Source organism: Streptomyces sp. CB02414 (genome assembly GCF_001905385.1).
Classification (GTDB): domain Bacteria; phylum Actinomycetota; class Actinomycetes; order Streptomycetales; family Streptomycetaceae; genus Streptomyces.
Window position 1 is genome coordinate 411146 of record NZ_LIPF01000007.1, and the last position, 19871, is coordinate 431016.

Sequence of the window (19871 nt, forward strand, 5' to 3'; positions counted from 1 at the left end):
CACTCACCGGGCCGACGGACCGTTTCCCATGACAAGAAGGACGAACGCCGGCCCATCCCGGCCGGCAGCGGAGGAGAGACCCTCGATGAAGCACCAGAAGGTGAGCGATCTGATGAGCGACGCCGTGGTCCGGGCCCAGCCCGGAACGCCGTTCAAGGAGATCGCCCACCTGCTGCAGGAGTACGACATCACCGCGGTGCCCGTCGTCGACGAGGAGGACCGGCCGGTGGGGGTGGTGTCGGAGGCGGACCTCCTGCGGAAGATGTGGGGCGGGGAGCCGGACGGTCCTCCCGGTGACGGGGAAGTGTCCCGGCCGGCCGACGCCAAGGCGTCCGCCACGGACGCGGCCGGGCTGATGACGTCGCCCGCCGTCTGCGCGCGCGAGGACTGGAGCGTCGTCGACGCCGCCCGCGTGATGGCCCGGCACGGCATCAAGAGGCTCCTCGTCGTCGACGAGGCGGGCCGGCTGATCGGGGTCGTCAGCCGGAGCGACCTGCTGCGGGTCTTCCTGCGCACGGACCGGGCGATCCGGACCGAGATCATCGAGGAGGCCCTGGTCAAGGCGCTCGGGCTGGCCCCGTCGTCGGTGCAGGTGGACGTGGCCCACGGCCATGTCGTCCTCAGCGGCAGGCTCCCGGGCGACGTGTCCGTCCCCGTGCTGGAGGAGCTCTGCCGGCGCGTCGACGGCGTGGTCGCCGTGGAGTTCAGGGCCGCCGGGGAGGCCGACGCCGAGGACCCGGCCTCCGTCGGCCATTGACGGGACGCCTGCGCCGAGGGCCCGCCCGCGAGCAGGCAGGCCGCCGCGGTGACGATGCGTCCCGTGTGGCCGAGGCCTCCCGCGACGGCGGACCCGGGATCTCCGTACGTCGATGCGGACCAGGGCGGAGGACGTCCAACGACGGACTCCCGCCGTCTGGTCACGGCGCGGGCGGGTGCTCCTCGCCCCCCGGGTGCCGGCCGGGGGCGGCCAGGGCCGGGAGCTCCGGGTGGGCGCGCAGCGCGGCGATCACCGCGTTCACCGCGGCGCGTCGCGCGGTGCCGCGCCGCACAAGGACGGCGATGTTGCGGCGCACCGGCGGGTTGAGCTCGCGGGTGACGACCGCATGGTCCGGGGTGACGGCCAGGGCGGGCAGCAGGGCGATCGACCCGGTCGTCTCGACGTGCCGCAGCAGCATCAGGTAGTTGCCGAACCGGCAGGCCACACGGGGTTCGAAGCCCGACTCGCGGCACAGCCGCAGGGTCAGGTCCGCCATGTACGACTGCGGCCGGTCGCAGGCCCAGGTCTCGTCCTTGCAGGCGGCGACGCTCACCGCGGTCCGCGAGGCGAGCGGGTGGGCGCGCGGCAGCACCAGTACGACCGAGTCGGTGCCGAGGGACATGACCTCGAGGTCCGTGCCCCAGGACAGGCCGCTGTAGTCGGTGGTGGTCACGATGACGTCCACCTCGCCGGAGCGCAGGGCGGGTCCGCTCTCGTGCGGCTCCATCTCGGTCAGTTCCACGCGCAGGTGCGGGTGGCTGCTCGCGAGGCGAGTGGCGGCCGGTACCGCGAGGGTGTAGATCGCGCTCTGGAACACCCCGAGACGCACGGTGCCGATGGGCTCGTCGTTCAGGGCACGCAGCTCGGCCTCGGTCTCGGCCATGCGGTCCAGGATCTCCCGGCCCCGCCGGGCCAGCAGAAGCCCGGCCGGGGTCAGCCGGACGCGCCGGCCCGTCCGCTCCAGCAGTGGGCACCGGGTCTCGGTCTCGAGCACCGCCAGCTGCTGGGAGACCGTCGACGCGCTCAGGTGCAGCGTGTCGGCGACCGCGCGGACGGTACCGAGGGTGTCCAGCAGGCTGAGCAGTTGCAGCCGTCCCGAATTGAGCACGTGGCTGATCCTAGGCAGGCTTGTACGGCTCTAGCGAACAGCAGGGTCGAAACTGTGCGATGGACGCGCGCAGCACCGCGTCCCTAACGTCGGTCGCATGCCTTCCGAGACTGCATTCGCCGACCCCGAGCGCCACCTCGTCCGCTACTCCGGTCACGGCTCCTTCTCACCGGAGCTGGTCGTGCGCGCCGCGGGCACGTCGGTGTTCACCGAGAGCGGTCGTGAGCTGCTCGACTTCACCTCCGGTCAGATGAGCGCGATCCTCGGGCACTCCCACCCGGCGATCGTCTCGACGGTGCGCGAGCAGGTCGCGCGCCTCGATCACCTGCACAGCGGCATGCTGAGCCCGCCGGTGGTCGAGCTGGCGCGCCGGCTCGCCGGCACCCTGCCCGAACCACTGGACAAGGCGCTGCTGCTGACCACCGGGGCGGAGGCGAACGAGGCCGCGGTGCGGATGGCGAAGCTCGTCACCGGCCGCCACGAGATCGTCTCGTTCGCCCGGTCCTGGCACGGCATGACCCAGGCCGCCGCGAACGCCACGTACAGCGCGGGCCGCAAGGGCTACGGGCCCGCCGCCCCGGGCAACTTCGCGCTGCCGGTGCCCGACCGGTACCGGCCCGCCGTCGTCGACGCCGACGGCGACCTCGACTGGCGCCGCCAGCTCGACCTGGGCTTCGAGATGATCGACGCCCAGTCGGTCGGCTCCCTGGCGGCGTGCCTGGTCGAGCCGATCCTCAGCTCCGGCGGCGTCGTCGAGCTGCCGCCGGGCTATCTCACCGCGCTGGCCGAGAAGTGCCGGGAGCGCGGGATGCTGCTGATCCTCGACGAGGCCCAGACCGGGCTGTGCCGCACCGGTGACTGGTACGCCTTCCAGCACGAGGGCGTCGTCCCGGACATCCTCACCGTGTCCAAGACGCTCGGCGCGGGGCTCCCGCTGGCCGCCGTGCTGACCAGCCCGGAGATCGAGCAGCGCGCCCACGACCGGGGCTTCCTGTTCTTCACCACCCACGTCAGCGATCCGCTGCCGGCCGCGGTGGGCAACACCGTGCTGGACGTCCTGGTCCGCGACCGCCTCGACGAACGCGCGCGGGTGCTCGGCACGGCACTGCGCGACCGGCTCGACAAGCTCGCCGCACGCCACGAGGTGGTGGGCGACGTACGCGGCCGGGGGCTCCTCCTGGGCATGGAGCTGGTCGGCGACGACGTACTGGGTCCGGGCGGCGCGGACCGGCTCGGCGCGGCGGTCACCGCGCGCTGTTTCGAGCTGGGGCTGCACATGAACATCGTCCAGCTGCCGGGGATGGGAGGCATCTTCCGCATCGCACCCCCGCTGACCGCGGGCGACGACGAGATCGCCCGGGGCGTCGACATCCTGGACGAGGCGCTGACCGACGCCTCCAGGGACCTCTGAGAAGGCGGCGCCGCCCGGCCTGGTGGTCCAGGCCGGGCGGCGCCGCGGTGGTGCGGGTGTCAGACTCCGGCGGTCTCGGGCTCGCGAGTGGGCTGCGCGGGTCCCGAGGTGTCGCCGAGTTCCTTGTGGAGCTTCTCGCCCTCGACGTCGACGTTCGGCAGGATGCGGTCCAGCCACTTCGGCAGCCACCACGCCTTGGTGCCGAGCAGGGCGAGCACGGCGGGCACGATGGCCATGCGGACGACGAAGGCGTCGAAGAGGACCGCGATGGCGAGGCCGAAGCCCATCATCTTGATCATGTCGTCGTTCTCCATGATGAAGCCGGAGAAGACGCTGATCATGATGATCGCTGCGGCCGCGACGACCCGGCCGCCGTGGGTGAAGCCGGTGGTGACGGACTCGGCGGCGGACGAGCCGTGGACGTAGGCCTCGCGCATCCGGGTCACGAGGAAGACCTCGTAGTCCATCGCCAGGCCGAAGACCACGCCGATCATGAAGATGGGCATCATCGACATGATCGGACCCGGCTGGTCCACGCCGAACACGTCCGCGAGCCACCCCCACTGGAAGACCGCGACCACCGCGCCGAGCGCCGCCGCCACGGAGAGCAGGAAGCCCAGTGCCGCCTTCAGCGGGACGAGGACCGAGCGGAACACCAGCATCAGGAGCAGGAAGGCGAGGCCGACGACCAGGGCCAGGTACGGGACGAGCGCGTCGTCCAGGGTCTGCGAGAAGTCGATCGTCATCGCGGTCATGCCGGTGACCAGCATGGTCGCGCCGGTCTCGGACTCGATGTCCCCGGACAGCGAGCGGATGTCCTTGACCAGGTCCTCGGTGGCCGCGTCGCTGGGCCCGGTCTTGGGCACCACGGTGAGGACGGCGGTGTCGCCCTGCTCGTTGAAGTTGGCCGGGGTGACGGCCGCGGCCTCGCCCAGGGCGGTGATCTCCTTGCCGACGGTGGCGGCGGCGGCCTTCGCGTCGTCCGCGTCCCGGGTGTCGACGGTGACCATCAGCGGGCCGTTGAACCCGGCACCGAAGGACTCGGACAGCATGTCGTAGGCCTTGCGCTGCGTGGTGTCCGGCGCGGCGCTGCCCTCGTCCGGCAGACCCAGTTCCATGCTCGCGGCCGGTACGGCGACGGCGCCGAGGCCGATCACCGCGGTGAGCAGCACGGTCACCGGGCGGCGCAGGACGAATCGGGCCCAGCGGGTGCCGAGCTTCGGCTTGCCGGAGGCCGCGCGCTGTCCGGCGGCCGCCTTGCGGTCCTTGCGGCTGAGCGCCTTCTTGCCCGCGAAGCCGAGCAGGGCCGGGGTCATGGTGAGCGCGATCAGCACGGCGATGCCGACGGTGGCGGCGGCGGCCAGGCCCATCTTGGTGAGGATCGGGATGTTGACCACCGCGAGGCCGGCCAGGGCCACGATGACGGTGAGTCCGGCGAAGACGACGGCGGAGCCGGCCGTGCCGACGGCGCGTCCCGCGGCGTCCTCGGGGGTGCGGCCCTCGGCGATCTCGGCGCGGTAGCGCGAGACGATGAAGAGCGCGTAGTCGATGGCGACCGCCAGGCCGATCATCATGGCGAGGGTCGAGGTCGTCGCGGAGAGTTCGAGGGTGCTGCCGAGCGCTCCGATGGCGGAGATGCCGATGCCGACGCCGATGATCGCCGAGAGCAGCGGCATGCCGGCCGCGACCAGCGAGCCGAAGGTCAGCAGGAGCACGACGGCCGCGACCCCGATGCCGATCAGCTCGGCGGTGCCGCCCATCTCCTGCTCGGCCATGACCGCGTCGCCGCCGGTCTCGACGGTGAAGCCGTCGCCGCGCGCGTCGTCGGTGGCCGCGGTGAGGGACTCGCGGGCCTGGTCGGTCAGCTCCATGGCGTTGACCTTGTACGTCACCGAGGCGTACGCGGTGGTCCCGTCCTGGCTGACGGCGTTCGCCTTGAACGGGTCGTCCACCGAGGCGACCTGCGGGCCGTTGCCGAGGGCGGTGACCAGTTCCCCGACCTTGGCCTTGCCGGCCGGGTCGGAGATCTTGTCGCCCTCGGGGGCGCGGATGACGACCCGCGCCGTGGCGCCTTCGGCACTGGCGGCCGGGAAGCGCTCGTCGAGCAGGTCGAACGCCTTCTGGGACTCGGTGCCGGGCATGGAGAAGGAGTCTTCGGGCGGGGCGGGCGCGGTGGACGCGGCGACGCCGGCGCCCACGAGTATGGCCACCCAGAGCAGGGCGACGAGACCGCGGCGCCGGAACGCGCGTCGGCCGAGCCGGTAAAGGAACGTAGCCACCTGGGACCAATCCGTCGGATACGGGCAGGACGAGACCCGGCAGATGGGAACGCAGGCGTTCTCTCCGGGGTACTCACCCATGCTCACCCGGCTTCTGTTTCATTTGATCCGCCCCTGGGGCTGGACCGGCGTACTGCATTGGGTGTAGCGCGTGCCCGTTGCCCTCTCCCCGGGGTGTAGATCCCGAGGATGGGTGTACGCCGCATTTGTTCCGTCGTGGAACCAGTGTCCGTCAGCCGGTCACCGGCGTCGCGTCTCCACCGCTGTCACTCGTCGAGGGGTGCGGTGAGCCGCACCCGGTCGCTGTGCTGGTCGGAGAGGAAGGACGCCAGGGCCCGCCCCTCCTCGGCGACGGCCGTGCGGTCGGCGCGGGAGATGGGGCGCAGCGGGGTGACGGTCACCGTGTCCGCCTCGACGTTCCAGGTCGCGGCGACCCTGCCGTCGACCAGGACCAAACGGGCGCCGACGACCGACAGGCCGCGGTGGGCGTCGTCGATGATCCTGCCCCGGTCGTGGTAGCCGAGGACCGCGTTGTCGAACGCCGGCAGGAACCGCACGGGGGCGGGGGTGCCGGGATCGGGTCTCGGCGCGTCGGGCAGGTCCAGCAGTTCCCGGCCCCGCTCGTCGCGGAAGGCGACCAGCTCCTCGCGGACGGCGGCGACGGCCGCCGGCAGTCCGGCGAGGCCGCACCAGGCGCGCAGGTCCGCCGAGGCGGCGGGGCCGAACGCCGCGAGGTAGCGCCGTACCAGTGCCTGGCCGACCGGATCGGAGTCGTGCGGTGCCGGCGGGTCGATCTCCCGGCCCAGCCAGTGGGAGAGCGGCAGGTAGCGTACGCCCGCCTTGGTGCGCCACAACCCGCGCGGCGGCAGCTGCGCCATCGGGATCAGGGCGGCGGCCAGCATCTCCCCCAGGGCCCGTGGCCCCGGGGCCGGCCAGCGTCCGGCGAGCGCCCGCGCCAGCTCGCCCATCGAGCGGGGCTCGCCGTCGGCCATCACCTCCCGTCCCGCCACGGCGAGTTCAGCGAGATCCACTCCTCGCAGCTCGCGGCGGTAGACACCGAGGACCTTCTGGCGCAGCATGGCGTCGTGCCGGGAGCGCCAGGCCAGGACGTCGTCGGCGGTGACGAGGTGGACGGTGCGGCGCATGAGATGGGTCCGCACCAGCTGCCGGCCCGTCAGGCGGTCGGAGAGCGAGGCCGGTTCGAAGGCGCGCAGTCTCGACCAGAGCCCGACGAACGGTTCCTGCGGCTCCTGTGCCTGCATGCCGCCGAGGTGTGCGACGGCGTCCGGGACCGGGAGGTCGGCCCGGTCGAGCAGCAGTTGCCGGGCCAGCGTGGCGCGGTTGAGCGCGCGGGCGTCGAGAACATGGGGGTGGCGGCTCACTGATCGGGTCCTGTCTTCCTCGGTGGGGTTCGGCAGCGGGCTCTGCTCGGTCCCGCGGTCCCCACCGTGGCAGGCATGGCGGTCAGGTGGTGACCGCCATGCGCGTCGGTACCGTCGCGTCACGCGTGCCTGCCCGCGCGGGAGGGTCAGACCGGCCGGCCGGACTCCACGCCCACGGGCTCGGCGGCCATGGCTCCCGTCACGATCCGGGACCGGCTGTGCAACCGCAGCGACACCGCCACGAGGACGATCGCGGCCAGGGTCATCCCGGCTCCCGCCCAGGCGGTGGCGGCGTAGCCGAGGCCCGCGTCGATCACCGTGCCGCCGAGCCAGGGGCCGCCGGTGTTGCCCAGGTTGAACGCCGCGGTCGTCGTCGCGCCCGCGAGGGTGGGCGCGGCACCCGCGACGTTGAACATGCGGGCGTTGAGCGCCGGTGCCGTGTAGAAGGCGGAGATCCCGAGCAACAGGGACAGGGCGATCACGACCGCGGGGCTCGACGCGAACAGCGCCAGTGCGGCCAGGAACACGGTGGACGCGGCGATGCCGGAGAGCAGCACGCCGAACAGGTGGGCGTCGGCGACGCGGCCGCCGATCGTCGTGCCGATCAGCGCGCCGAGCCCGAACAGCGCCAGCACGGTCGGCACCCAGCCGTCGGCCAGCCCGGCCACGTCGGTGAGCAGCGGGGCGAGGTAGGAGAAGGCGCAGAACACACCGCCGGCCGCGAGCGCGGTCAGACCGACGGACAGCCAGACCTGGCGGTCGCGGTAGATCGCCAGCTCGCCCTTCAGCCGGGCCCGCCGCTCGGGCAGCGGGATGCGCGGGATCAGGGTCACCACACCGAGGAGCGCGACGGCGGACGCCGCGCCCACCGCCCAGAACGCGGACCGCCAGCCGAGGTGCTCACCGAGGAACGCGCCCGCCGGAACGCCGAGGACGTTGGCGATCGACAGTCCGCCGATCATCACGGCCATCGCCCGTGCCCGCGAGGTCTTCGGCACCATCGCGATGGCGACGGCGGCGCCGACCGCCCAGAAGCCGGCGCACGCGAGGGCGCTGACGACCCGTGAGACGAAAAGGATCTCGTACGTCGTCGCCAGCGCGCCCGCGACCTGCCCGAGGCCGAACACCGAGATCAGCGCGATCAGTGTGGTCCTGCGCGGCAGCCGCAGCGTCGCGACCGCGAGCAGCGGCGCGCCGACCACCATGCCGATCGCGAACGCCGATATCAGCAACCCGGCCTGCGGGATGGACACGTTCATGTCGTCGGCGATGGGCGGCAGCAGACCGGAGAGCATGAACTCGCTGGTACCGAGCGCGAAGACGGAGAGGCCGAGGATGTAGACGGCGAGCGGCATGCGGGGTGCCGCGGGCCGTGGGGAAGAAGCGGGCATGACAGGTGTCAACGAAGATCCGCTTCCCGCCATTCCCGTCGCGGGACGCGTCTCACCATACGGCCGCGGGCCGACGGCCGAGCGAGTGTACGTTCGTACGCTTGCGGTTGTAGGCTCCGGCGCATGACTGTTGACGTACTGCGCCGGCCGGCCCTGGACGAACGGCGGGCCCGCGCGGCCGTCGCCGTGCTGTTCTTCACCAACGGAGCCCTGTTCGCCAACCTCCTGCCGAGGTACCCGCAGATCAAGGCGGACCTCGGCATCGGCAACGCCGCCTACGGGCTGGCCGTGGCGGCGTTCCCGGCGGGCGCCATCGCGGCCGGGCTCGCGGCCGGTGCCCTCGTCCGCCGTTTCGGCTCGGCGCGGGTGGCGGTCGGCGGCACGCTGGTGACCGGCGCGGGGATCCTCGCCGCCGGCCTGGGCGGCTCGGTGGCGCTGTTCGCGGGCGCGCTGCTCCTCGCCGGAGCCGCGGACGCGGTCACCGACGTGGGGCAGAACGCCCATGCGCTGCGGGTGCAGCGCCGCTACGGACGTTCCATCATCAACTCCTTCCACGCCATCTGGTCCATCGGCGCCGTCACCGGAGGGTCCATGGCTGCCGGCGCGATCGCGCTGGACATTCCCCGGGGTCCGCACCTGTTGTTCTCGGCGGTGCTGTTCGCGGTCGCGGCCTGCGTCGCTCTGCGGTTCTGCCTGCCCGGCCGCGACAACGAACCGGCCGGGGAGGACACGGCGGAGGACCACGCCCGGCCGGCGCGGCGCGCGCTTGCGGTGCCGGGCGCGCGGACGGGGTACGTGCTCGCCGCGCTCGTGCTGATCGCCACGGCCGGCACCCTCGTCGAGGACGCGGGCAGCTCCTGGGCGACGCTCTACCTCTCCGATTCCCTGCACGCGTCGGTGGCGCTGGCCGCCTCCGGCTATGTCGCCCTGGTCGGTGCCCAGTTCGTGGGCCGGCTCATCGGTGACCGGCTCACGGACCGGTTCGGACAGCGCGCCGTGGCCCGCTCCGGTGCCCTGATCGCCGCCGTGGGCATGGGCCTGGCGTTGGCGCTGCCCACGGTGCCCGGGACGATCCTCGGGTTCGCCGCGGCCGGGTTCGGGGTGGCGACCCTGGTGCCGGCGGCGATGCACGAGGCGGACGAGCTGCCCGGCCTCAAGCCCGGGTCGGGGCTGACCATCGTCTCGTGGCTCATGCGGCTGGGCTTCCTGCTCTCCCCGCCGGTGGTGGGCCTGGTCGCCGACGCGACGAGCCTGCGGGCGGGGTTGCTGGTGGTGCCGCTCGCCGGGGTCGTCGTGCTGCTGCTCGCCGGGGTGCTGCGACCCCGCCGGGGTTGAGACGGGCGACACGGCGACACGGCGAGCGGCGAGTGTACGTTCGTACGCACTGGCGAGTAGGATCGTGCGCATGCCGACCGACCACTTCGCGGACGACCCCCGCTCGAACCTCGAACGCATGCAGGCGGGCGACCTCTACATCGCCGACGACCCCGAGATCGCCCGCAGGCAGCAGCGGGCCGTGCGGCTGGCCGCCCGCTACCAGGCCGCCTACGCGGAGGACGCCGGGGCCGCGGGGCCGATCCTGGCGGAACTGCTCGGCTCCCTCGGCGTCGACGCCCATGTGCGGCCACCGCTGTACGTCGACTACGGCAGCAACATCACGATCGGTGCGCGCACCTTCGTCAACTACAACCTGACGGCGCTGGACGTCGCGGCCGTCACGATCGGCGAGGACTGCCAGATCGGGCCGAACGTCCAGCTGCTCACCCCCACCCACCCCCTGGAGCCCGGGCCCCGGCGCGACAAGCTGGAGGCGGCCCGGCCCATCACCATCGGCGACAACGTCTGGCTGGGCGGCGGCGCCATCGTCCTGCCCGGCGTGACGATCGGCGACGACTCCGTCGTCGGCGCCGGCGCGGTCGTCACGAAGGACGTCCCCGCGGGCGTCGTCGTGGTCGGGAATCCCGCCCGGCCGGTGCGGAAGGTGTAAGCCTGCTCCCATGGCAACCGGACACACGGACCCGCGGCGGCGCGAGCGCATTCTCGACGCCACGCTCGACCTGATCGCGGACGAGGGCATCGCACGCGTCTCCCACCGGAGGATCGCCGCGCGCGCCGGCGTCCCCCTGGGCTCGATGACCTACCACTTCAGCGGCATGGACCAGCTGCTGCGGGAGGCGTTCGGCCGTTTCACCGACCACATCGTCGCCGTGTTCGACGCCCGTCTGGGCGCCGCGGCCGACCGCGACCAGGCCCGCACGGCGGTGGCCGACCTCGTGCACTCGCTGTCCGAGGAGAGCCAGCGGGACCTGGTGCTCACGCAGGAGCTCTACACCCTCGCGGCGCGGCAGCCGGCCTACCGGGAGCTCACGCAGGAGTGGATGCGCCGCAGCCGCGTCCACCTGGAGAAGCACTTCGACCCGGAAACGGCCCGCCAGCTCGATGCCCTCATCGAGGGCCTGACACTGCACCGCGCGCTCGCGCGGGAGCCGCACGGCCGGGCCCTCACCATGGAGGCCATCGCCCGCGTCACCACCACAGGCCGGGGCGCCGCCGCGGACCGGAACACACCGGGCGCGGGCACCGGCGCGGACACCCCCTAGCCGCCCGTGCGGCACAGGCCTGACCCCTGTGCCGCACGGGCATCCCCCGTCAGCAGACGCCGTCGCCGGGCTTCGGGTTGCCCAGGCCGAACAGGGGACGCAGCTTGAGGCCGACCCAGGTGCCGGCCAGCGCGAAGGCCGCCCACAGCCAGCCGCTGAGGCTGCCCGAGGCGATGCCCGCGAGATAGGCGCCGATGTTGCAGCCGCCGGCCAGCCGGGCGCCGACGCCCATCAGGACACCGCCGAGCACCGCCGCCACCGCCGTACGCCAGGCGACGCCCCGGTGCAGGGCCCAGATGCCGCCGAGCGCCGCGGCGAGAGCGGCACCGATCATGATGCCGAGATCGGTGAGGCTGGTCTTGTCGGCGAGGACGGGGCCGGCCAGCATCTCGGCGTTGCCGGGCCGCTGCCACCACGTCCAGTTCTCCGGGTGGCCACCGAGCGCGCCCACCAGCTCCGAGCCCCAGAGACTGAAGGCGCTCGTCACGCCCCAGGCCCCGCCGGACACCATCAGGACGCCCGCGCCGAGCAGGGCGAGCACCAGGGCACCGACGGCCAGCGGCCAGGAGCCGCGCAGGGCGCGGACGGCCGCACCGCGTGCCGAGGGCACCGCGCCGAGCGGCGGCGGGTTGCGGCGCGCCTGGACGCGTCGTGAGACGAGGACCACGAGCAGCAGCACCGCGATGGTCACGGCCCACGAACCGAACCAGCCGATGTGGTCGGACAGGACCACCGGCTCCCATGCCGGGAGGTCCTTCCACAGGTCGAACTGCCAGGCCGCGAGGGTGGCGCCCGCGATGAACCCGCCGAGGGTCAGCACGATCGACGTCTGTCCCGAGCCGACGGCGAAGAGCGTGCCCGACGCGCAGGCGCCGCCGAGCTGCATGCCGATCGCGAAGAGCGCCGAGCCGGCGAACAGGCCGACGCCGATGGTCCCGGCGGAGGGGGCCGGCTGGGCGCCGAACAGCCCGGTCTCCGTGCCGATGACCAAGGCGAACAAGGTGGCCGTGGTGCCGAGCAGCAGTGCGTGGGCCCGCAGCCCGGTGCCGTTGCCGACGGCGACCAGCTGCCGCCACGCGGAGGTGAAGCCGAACCGGGAGTGGAAGAGGGCGACGCCCAGGCCGAGACCGAGCAGGAGGAGCACGCCCGGCTCGGCGCCGTGCGCCGCCCACACGTACGCGGTCAGGGCGGCGGCGAGCAGGGCGGATACCGCGAGCGGCGTCCGCCGTACCGGCGGCAGGGGCGGTGCCTCGGGGCGGGGCGAGGAGGTGGGAGAGGGGGCGAGCAGGGCCGCGGGCGCGCGCGGCGGCACGGCCGGGGCGGCCCCGGCCGGGGGTGCGGTGGTCACGGAAGATCTCCGGTGGGGTGCACGGGGACGGCGGCGGGCTGGGCGGGCCGGCGGCGCGGGTCTCGCGCGGCCGGTGCGGGTTCAGCGGCGACAGAGGCCGTCGTCGACGCACCACGCCGAGTTCGCGAAGAGCGCGAGGCACAGCAGCGGAGCCGATGCATACATGCGTGCGAATATACGGAGCCGAAGGCTCCGCATGCCATGCCGTCTCGCCATGCGGATGCCAAAACGGACAGGCGCGTGCCGCGCGGCTTCCCGCCGCGGCACGCGCCTGGTTCCCCGGTCCGGCCGAGCGGCCCCGGGCGACCGGCTACAGCGTGCGCTCCAGGCGGTCCGCCACCAGCTTCACGAACCGCCCCGGCTCCTTGGGCCGGCCGCCCTCGGCGAGCACCGCCAGGGCGTGCAGCAGGTCGGCGGTCTCGGTGAGCTCCGTCCGGTCCTGCTGCTCGGTGTGGGCGCGGTTCAGCGACTTCACCAGCTGGTGCTCGGGGTTGAGTTCGAGGATGCGCTTGGCGTGCGGCACCTCCTGGCCCATCGCCCGGTACATGTTCTCCAGGGCGGGCGTCAGCTCGTCCGCGTCGGAGACGACACAGGCCGGTGAGACCGTCAGGCGGGAGGAGAGGCGCACCTCCTTGACGTCCTCGGACAGGTGCTCCGTCATCCAGCCGAGCAGGCCCGCGTACTCCTCATCCTGCTGCTCCTTCTCGGCGTCGGACTTCTCCTCCCGGTCGCCGTCGAGGTCGATCTCGCCCTTGGCCACCGAGCGCAGCGCCTTGCCCTCGTACTCCCCCACCGCGTCGACCCAGACCTCGTCGACCGCGTCGGTGAGCAGCAGGACCTCGACGCCCTTGGCGCGGAAGGCCTCCATGTGCGGGGAGTCCTCGATGGCGCGGCGGGACTCGCCCGTCATGAACCAGATGTCCTTCTGGCCTTCCTTCATCCGCTCCGCGTAGGCCTGGAGCGTGGTCGGCTCGTCGGCGTCGTGGGTGGTCGCGAAGGAGGAGGCGGCGAGGATCGCGTCCCGGTTCTCGGAGTCGGTGACGAGACCTTCCTTGAGGACCGGACCGAACTCCCGCCAGAACGTGGCGTAGCGCTCCGGCGCGGACGTCCTCAAGTCCTTGACCGTGGCCAGGACCTTCTTGGTCAGGCGGCGCTGGATCATGCGGATGTGCCGGTCCTGCTGGAGGATCTCGCGGGAGACGTTGAGCGAGAGGTCCTGGGCGTCGACGACGCCCTTGACGAAGCGCAGGTACGGCGGGAGCAGTTCCTCGCAGTCGTCCATGATGAAGACGCGCTTCACGTAGAGCTGGACACCGCGCTGGTAGCCCTGGGTGAAGAGGTCGTGCGGGGCGTGCGAGGGCACGAAGAGCAGGGCCTGGTACTCGAAGGTGCCCTCCGCCTGGAGCCGGATCGTCTCCAGCGGCTCGCGCCAGTCGTGCGCGATGTGCTTGTACAGCTCGTGGTACTCGTCGTCGGACACCTCGTCGCGCGGACGCGCCCACAGGGCCTTCATCGAGTTGAGCGTCTCGGCCTCGCCCGGCTCGGCGCCGTCCTCGCCCCGCTCGGGCAGCAGCCGGACCGGCCAGGTGATGAAGTCCGAGTACCGCTTGACGATCTCCTTGATCTTCCAGGCGGAGGTGTAGTCGTGGAGCTGGTTCTCGGAGTCCGCCGGCTTGAGGTGGAGGGTGACGGAGGTGCCCTGCGGCGCCTCGTCGACCGTCTCCAGGGTGTAGGTGCCCTCGCCGCGGGACGTCCAGCGGGTGCCCTGGGGTTCGCCGGCGCGCCGGGTCACCAGGGTGACCTCGTCCGCCACCATGAAGCCGGAGTAGAAGCCCACGCCGAACTGGCCGATGAGCCCGTCGGCCCCGGCGGCGTCCTCGGCCTCCCGCAGCTCCTCGAGGAACTTGGCCGTGCCCGAGTTGGCGATGGTGCCGATGAGCCGGGTGACCTCGTCGTAGGACATCCCGATGCCGTTGTCCCGCACGGTGAGGGTGCGGGCCTCCTTGTCGGCCTCCAGCTCGATGTGGAGGTCGGACACGTCGGCGTCGGACAGGTCGTCCCGCAGGGCGGCGAGGCGGAGCTTGTCGAGCGCGTCGGAGGCGTTGGAGACGAGCTCGCGCAGGAACACGTCCTTGTTCGAGTAGACGGAGTGAATCATCAGCTGCAGCAGCTGACGCGCCTCTACCTGGAACTCAAACGTTTCGGTCGGCATGGCTGGTGACTACCTCACAGGTCCACGGTCGTCTGCACTGGCGGGACAACTCTAGAACAGCGCGAGCCGCCGTCGGCGCCGGTCAGGCACAGTCCGACGCGGGGGGCTCATCGTAAGAAGTTCTGTCAACAACGTTGACTACAAGTCAGGACGCCCGCACATTACTTAAAAGTAGAACCGCCCGGTAACCCCACACCCCCGCCCCAGTCTTCACGGGAAGCGAGAGTCCATGCCCCAGCATGCCCTTCGCCGTGTCATGACCGCGACAGTCGCTGCGGTCGGCACCCTGGCCCTCGGCATCACCGACGCCACCGCCCACGCCACCCCCTCCCTGGACTACGTCGCCCTCGGCGACAGTTACAGCGCCGGCTCGGGCGTCCTGCCCGTCGACCCCACCAACCTGCTCTGCCTGCGCTCCACGGCGAACTACCCCCACGTCATCGCCGCCGAGACGGGCGCCGACCTGGAGGACGTGACCTGCGGCGCCGCCCAGACCTCCCACTTCACCCAGTCGCAGTACCCCGGCGTCGCCCCCCAGGTGGACGCGCTGAGCACCGACACGGACCTGGTGACCCTGACCATCGGCGGCAACGACAACAACACGTTCATCAACGCCATCACGGCCTGCGGCACCGCCGGACTCCTCAGCGGCGGCAAGGGCAGCCCCTGCAAGGACAGACACGGCACGTCCTTCGAGGACGAGATCGAGTCCAGCACCTACCCCGCCCTCAAGGCCGCGCTGCGCACCGTCCGCGCCGAGGCGCCGAACGCCCGGGTGGCGGCCCTGGGTTACCCGTGGATCATGCCGGCCACCGCCGACCCGTCCTGCTTCCTGAAGCTGCCGGTCGCCGCCGGTGACGTGCCCTACCTGCGGGACATCCAGGCGAGCCTCAACGACGCCGTCGAGCGCGCCGCCGAGGAGACGGGCGTGACCTTCGTGGACTTCTCCGGCGTGTCCGAGGGCCATGACGCCTGCCAGTCCGCCGGCACCCGCTGGATCGAACCGCTCCTGTTCGGTCACAGCCTCGTCCCCGTGCACCCCAACGCCCTCGGGGAGCGGCGCATGGCCGAGCACACCATGAAGGTGCTCGGACTGAGCTGACGCCGCGTCACCGCGTACGCTCGTGCCGTGCCGTCCTCCCGCCTGCGCCGTGTCGCCGTCCTCGTGCTCGAGGGTGCCAAGCCGCTCGACGTCGGCATCCCGGCGCAGGTGTTCACGACGCGCGCGAGCATGCCGTACGAGGTGCGGGTGTGCGGGGCGGCGCCCGGCCTGGTGACCGGCGGTGACGGGCTCTCGTACCACGTGGCCCACGGCCTGGACGCGCTGGCGTGGGCGGACGTGGTCTTCCTCCCCGGGTACCGGGCGCCGGACGTCGAGGACCCGCCACGGACCGTCGTCGACGCGCTGACGGCGGCCCACGACCGGGGCGCGCGGCTCGCCGCCATCTCCACGGGCGCCTTCGCGCTCGCCGCCACCGGACTGCTCGACGGCAGGCGGGCCACCACGCACTGGCACTACACGCGTGCCCTCGCGCGCAAGCACCCCCGCGTCCGGGTCGACGAGAACGTGCTGTTCGTGGACGAGGGCAGCGTGCTGACCTCCGCCGGCGCCGCCTCCGGCATCGACCTGTGCCTGCACATCCTGCGCGGCGACCTCGGCGTGGCCGCCTCCAACCACGCGGCCCGGCGCCTGGTCGCCGCGCCCTACCGCAGCGGCGGTCAGGCGCAGTACGTGCCGCGCAGCGTGCCCGAGCCGCTGGGCGAGCGGTTCGCCGCGACCCGCGAGTGGGCCCTGCGCCGGCTGGACGAGCCGCTGACGCTGGAAGCGCTCGCCCGGCACGCGGCGGTGTCGGCGCGCACCTTCTCCCGGCGCTTCGTCGAGGACACGGGCTACACGCCGATGCAGTGGGTGATGCGCGCCCGCGTCGACGTGGCCCGCGAGCTGCTCGAACGCTCGGAGCGCGGCGTCGAGCAGATCGCCGCCGACGTCGGCCTGGGCACCGGCGCGAATCTGCGGCTGCACTTCCAGCGCATTCTGGGCACCACTCCGAGCGAGTACCGGCGCACCTTCACCCAGGGGGAGTAGTCGCCCCGGCCTCTCCTTGGCGCGATCCTTGCGAACCATGGCACTCACGCCGCTGCCCCCTGCGGACCCCGCGCGCCAACCTGGGAATCGCACCGCACGGCGAACCGGAAGGGCACTCTCATGACTCGCATCGGCATCAACGGCTTCGGACGCATCGGCCGCAACGTGCTGCGCGCGCTGCTCGAACGCGACACCAAGCTCGAGGTCGTCGCCGTCAACGACCTCACCGAACCCGCCACCCTCGCCCGGCTGCTCGCCTTCGACACCACGGCGGGGCGGCTGGGCCGTCCGGTGACCGTCGACGGGGACGCCCTCGTCGTCGACGGCCGCCGCATCCGGGTGCTCGCCGAGCGCGAGCCGGCCCGGCTGCCCTGGGCCGAGCTGGGCGTCGACCTCGTACTGGAGGCGACCGGCCGCTTCACCTCGGCCGGGGACGCCCGCGCCCACCTCACCGCCGGCGCGAAGAAGGTCCTGGTCAGCGCGCCCTCAGCGGGCGCCGACGTCACCCTCGCCTACGGTGTGAACACCGACGCCTACGACCCTGCCGCGCACACGGTCGTCTCGAACGCGTCCTGCACCACCAACGCCCTCGCGCCGCTGGCCTCAGTGCTCGACGAGCTCGCCGGCATCGAGCACGGCTTCATGACGACGGTGCACGCGTACACCCAGGAGCAGAACCTCCAGGACGGCCCGCACCGCGACCCGCGCCGCGCCCGCGCCGCCGGGGTCAACATCGTGCCGACCACGACGGGCGCCGCCAAGGCCATCGGCCTGGTACTCCCCGACCTCGACGGCAAGCTGTCGGGCGACTCGATCCGCGTGCCGGTGCCGGTGGGCTCCATCGTCGAGCTGAACACCACCGTCGCCCGCGACGTGACCCGCGAGGACGTGCTGGCCGCCTACCGGACCGCCGCCGAGGGGCCGCTCGCCGGCGTCCTGGAGTACTCGGAGGACCCGCTGGTCTCCTCGGACATCACCGGCAACCCGGCCTCGTCGATCTTCGACTCGGCGCTCACCCGCGTCGACGGCCGGCACGTCAAGGTGGTCGCCTGGTACGACAACGAGTGGGGCTTCTCGAACCGCGTGATCGACACCCTGGAACTGCTCGCCACACGCTGAACGGGCGGGCCGGTTCGGCATCGCCGGGGCCCGCACGTCACAATGGGGGGATGAGCAATTCCAAGGTTTACTTCGACATCGACATCGACGGCCAGGATGCGGGCCGCATCGTCTTCGAGCTCCGCGAGGACGTCACCCCCAAGACCGCCAAGAACTTCATCGAGCTGGCCACCGGCGAGCACGGCTTCGGCTACGCGGGCTCCTCGTTCCACCGCGTGATCCCGCAGTTCATGCTCCAGGGCGGTGACTTCACGCGGGGCGACGGCACCGGGGGCAAGAGCATCTACGGCGAGAAGTTCGCGGACGAGAACTTCCAGCTGAAGCACACCGAGCCCTACCTGCTCTCCATGGCGAACGCGGGCCCGAACACCAACGGCTCGCAGTTCTTCATCACCACGGTCGTCACCCCGTGGCTGGACGGCAAGCACGTCGTCTTCGGCAAGGTCGTCGAGGGCACGGGCGTGGTCGACAAGATCGAGGCCCTCGGCTCGCAGTCGGGCCGCACCTCCGCGAAGATCACGATCCGGGAGTCCGGCAAGCTCTGAGACCGGCCGGTCCCACGAGCGCCTGATCTCGACGGGGCCCGCCGCACACGTTGCGGCGGGCCCCGTTCCCGTTCCGTCTGGTGGGGTGCGCCGGGTGGTGCGACGCTGGGGTGGAGAGGCGTCCGAGTGAGGCAACCCGGGAGGGCCGATGGGACGGGACGTCCCGGCGCTGGTCTTCACCCGCGAGGACCGCCGCCGGTACCGGATCAAGATGCAGGAGTGCCTCGAGGCCTTCGCGCAGATGCTGCGCGAGTCCCGGTTCGAGACCGAGCGCCCCCAGGTGGGCCTGGAGATCGAGCTGAACCTGGTCGACGACGGGGCCGAGCCCGCGATGCGCAACAGCGACGCGCTGGAGGCGATCGCGGACCCCGCCTGGTCCACCGAGCTGGGCCGTTTCAACCTGGAGATCAACATCCCGCCACGCGCGCTGACGGCGGGCGGCCCTGACGCCTGGGAGACCGAGATCCGCGCGGCCCTGAACCACGCGGACGTCCGCGCCGAGTCCGTCGGCGCTCACCTGATCATGGTCGGCATCCTGCCCACGCTGCGCCAGTCCGACGTCGGCGAGGCCGCCCTCTCGGAGAACCCGCGCTACCGGCTCCTCAACGACCAGGTGTTCGCGGCCCGGGGCGAGGACCTGCACATCGAGGTCGACGGCGTCGACCGGCTACGGACCTACGCGGACACGATCACGCCCGAGGCCGCCTGCACCAGCACGCAGTTCCACCTCCAGGTGGCCCCCGAGGAATTCCCCGACTACTGGAACGCGGCCCAGGCCATCGCCGGCGTCCAGGTCGCCCTAGCGGCGAACTCACCCTTCCTGCTCGGCAAGGAACTGTGGCACGAGAGCCGTATCCCGCTGTTCGAGCAGGCCACCGACACCCGCCCGCAGGAGATCAAGGCACAGGGAGTGCGGCCCCGGGTCTGGTTCGGCGAGCGGTGGATCAACAGTGTCTTCGACCTCTTCGAGGAGAACCTGCGCTACTTCCCCGCCCTGCTGCCCCTGTGCGACGAACAGGACCCCGCGGAGACCCTGGACCGGGGCGACATCCCCGAGCTGGGCGAACTCACCCTGCACAACGGCACCATCTACCGCTGGAACCGTCCCGTCTACGCCGTCGCCCACGACAAGCCCCACGTGCGGGTGGAGAACCGCGTGCTGCCCGCCGGCCCGACCGTCGCCGACACCCTCGCCAACGGCGCCTTCTACTACGGGCTCACCCGCGCGCTGGTGGAGGAGGAACGGCCGGTGTGGTCGCGGATGTCCTTCTCGGTCGCCGAGGACAACCTGCACACCGCGGCCCGGCACGGCATCGAGGCGCGGCTGTACTGGCCGGGCATGGGCGAGGTGACCGTGCCCGAACTCGTGCTCCGGCGGCTGCTGCCGCTGGCGCACCGGGGGCTGGAGCTGTCCGGCATGGACTCGGCCTGGCGGGAGCCGCTGCTCGGCATCATCGAGCAGCGGTGCGTCACCGGCCGCAACGGCGCGGTCTGGCAGAAGGAGATGTTCCACCACATCGACGCGACCGCCCGTCCCGGCCGCCACGAGGCGCTGCGCCGGATGACGCGGCAGTACATGGACTACATGCACCTGAACGCCCCGGTCCACACCTGGCCGGTCGACTGACGTCCC

General features: G+C 72.3%; 16 protein-coding genes. 10 read left to right on the forward strand and 6 right to left on the reverse strand.

The window, feature by feature from the left end:
- Nucleotides 1-85 precede the first annotated feature (85 nt).
- The gene (locus AMK11_RS24275; RefSeq protein ID WP_073730128.1) at nt 86-757 is read left to right on the forward strand and encodes a CBS domain-containing protein; all 672 of its coding nucleotides are present in this window, start codon (nt 86-88) and stop codon (nt 755-757) included.
- Between the two features lie 160 nt (nt 758-917).
- Here the strand turns inward: AMK11_RS24275 and AMK11_RS24280 are convergent, their stop codons facing one another.
- Nucleotides 918-1865, reverse strand: a complete 948-nt coding sequence (locus AMK11_RS24280; protein ID WP_073730129.1) for a LysR family transcriptional regulator — start codon at nt 1863-1865, stop codon at nt 918-920.
- 97 nt (nt 1866-1962) lie between these two features.
- Between AMK11_RS24280 and AMK11_RS24285 the strand changes: the two genes are divergently transcribed.
- The gene (locus AMK11_RS24285; RefSeq protein WP_073730130.1) at nt 1963-3276 is read left to right on the forward strand and encodes an aspartate aminotransferase family protein; all 1314 of its coding nucleotides are present in this window, start codon (nt 1963-1965) and stop codon (nt 3274-3276) included.
- Nucleotides 3277-3335: 59 nt separating this feature from the next.
- On the opposite strand, the gene AMK11_RS24290 is transcribed toward AMK11_RS24285, so the two are convergent.
- The 3 genes from AMK11_RS24290 to AMK11_RS24300 form a co-directional block, all read right to left on the reverse strand.
- Nucleotides 3336-5555 carry an MMPL family transporter gene (locus tag AMK11_RS24290; protein WP_073730131.1) on the reverse strand — a complete coding sequence of 740 codons (2220 nt, stop codon included), beginning with the start codon at nt 5553-5555 and terminating at the stop codon, nt 3336-3338.
- A gap of 266 nt (nt 5556-5821) precedes the next feature.
- On the reverse strand, nt 5822-6937 hold the full coding sequence (locus AMK11_RS24295) for a winged helix DNA-binding domain-containing protein (RefSeq protein ID WP_073730132.1): 1116 nt from the start codon (nt 6935-6937) through the stop codon (nt 5822-5824).
- A gap of 146 nt (nt 6938-7083) precedes the next feature.
- On the reverse strand, nt 7084-8292 hold the full coding sequence (locus tag AMK11_RS24300; protein ID WP_073730133.1) for a Cmx/CmrA family chloramphenicol efflux MFS transporter: 1209 nt from the start codon (nt 8290-8292) through the stop codon (nt 7084-7086).
- Nucleotides 8293-8451: 159 nt separating this feature from the next.
- On the opposite strand from AMK11_RS24300, the gene AMK11_RS24305 reads away from it, so the two are divergent.
- The 3 genes from AMK11_RS24305 to AMK11_RS24315 all read left to right on the forward strand — a co-directional run bounded on the left by AMK11_RS24305 (nt 8452) and on the right by AMK11_RS24315 (nt 10928).
- A complete protein-coding gene (locus AMK11_RS24305; protein WP_073730134.1) occupies nt 8452-9663 on the forward strand; it encodes an MFS transporter in 1212 nt (403 codons plus the stop codon).
- Between the two features lie 70 nt (nt 9664-9733).
- Complete coding sequence (locus AMK11_RS24310) at nt 9734-10315, forward strand: sugar O-acetyltransferase (RefSeq protein ID WP_073730135.1); 582 nt, start codon at nt 9734-9736, stop codon at nt 10313-10315.
- Nucleotides 10316-10325: 10 nt separating this feature from the next.
- Nucleotides 10326-10928 (forward strand): TetR/AcrR family transcriptional regulator, encoded by a 603-nt coding sequence (locus AMK11_RS24315; protein ID WP_073730136.1) that lies wholly within the window; start codon nt 10326-10328, stop codon nt 10926-10928.
- Nucleotides 10929-10977: 49 nt separating this feature from the next.
- Here AMK11_RS24315 and AMK11_RS24320 read toward each other — a convergent pair whose 3' ends face one another.
- Nucleotides 10978-12276, reverse strand: a complete 1299-nt coding sequence (locus AMK11_RS24320) for a YeeE/YedE family protein (protein WP_073730137.1) — start codon at nt 12274-12276, stop codon at nt 10978-10980.
- Nucleotides 12277-12586: 310 nt separating this feature from the next.
- The gene (htpG, locus tag AMK11_RS24325; RefSeq protein ID WP_073730138.1) at nt 12587-14488 is read right to left on the reverse strand and encodes a molecular chaperone HtpG; all 1902 of its coding nucleotides are present in this window, start codon (nt 14486-14488) and stop codon (nt 12587-12589) included.
- Between the two features lie 229 nt (nt 14489-14717).
- Between htpG and AMK11_RS24330 the strand changes: the two genes are divergently transcribed.
- The 5 genes from AMK11_RS24330 (at nt 14718) to AMK11_RS24350 (ending at nt 19865) form a co-directional block, all read left to right on the forward strand.
- Nucleotides 14718-15590, forward strand: a complete 873-nt coding sequence (locus AMK11_RS24330) for an SGNH/GDSL hydrolase family protein (RefSeq protein WP_073730139.1) — start codon at nt 14718-14720, stop codon at nt 15588-15590.
- A gap of 27 nt (nt 15591-15617) precedes the next feature.
- Entirely contained in the window at nt 15618-16574 is a 957-nt protein-coding gene (locus tag AMK11_RS24335) for a GlxA family transcriptional regulator (RefSeq protein WP_073730140.1), read from the forward strand.
- A 120-nt stretch (nt 16575-16694) separates the two neighbouring features.
- Nucleotides 16695-17693, forward strand: a complete 999-nt coding sequence (gene gap / locus AMK11_RS24340) for a type I glyceraldehyde-3-phosphate dehydrogenase (protein ID WP_073730141.1) — start codon at nt 16695-16697, stop codon at nt 17691-17693.
- Nucleotides 17694-17743: 50 nt separating this feature from the next.
- Entirely contained in the window at nt 17744-18238 is a 495-nt protein-coding gene (locus tag AMK11_RS24345; RefSeq protein WP_073730142.1) for a peptidylprolyl isomerase, read from the forward strand.
- A 148-nt stretch (nt 18239-18386) separates the two neighbouring features.
- Complete coding sequence (locus AMK11_RS24350; protein ID WP_073730143.1) at nt 18387-19865, forward strand: glutamate-cysteine ligase family protein; 1479 nt, start codon at nt 18387-18389, stop codon at nt 19863-19865.
- Nucleotides 19866-19871: the final 6 nt, after the last annotated feature.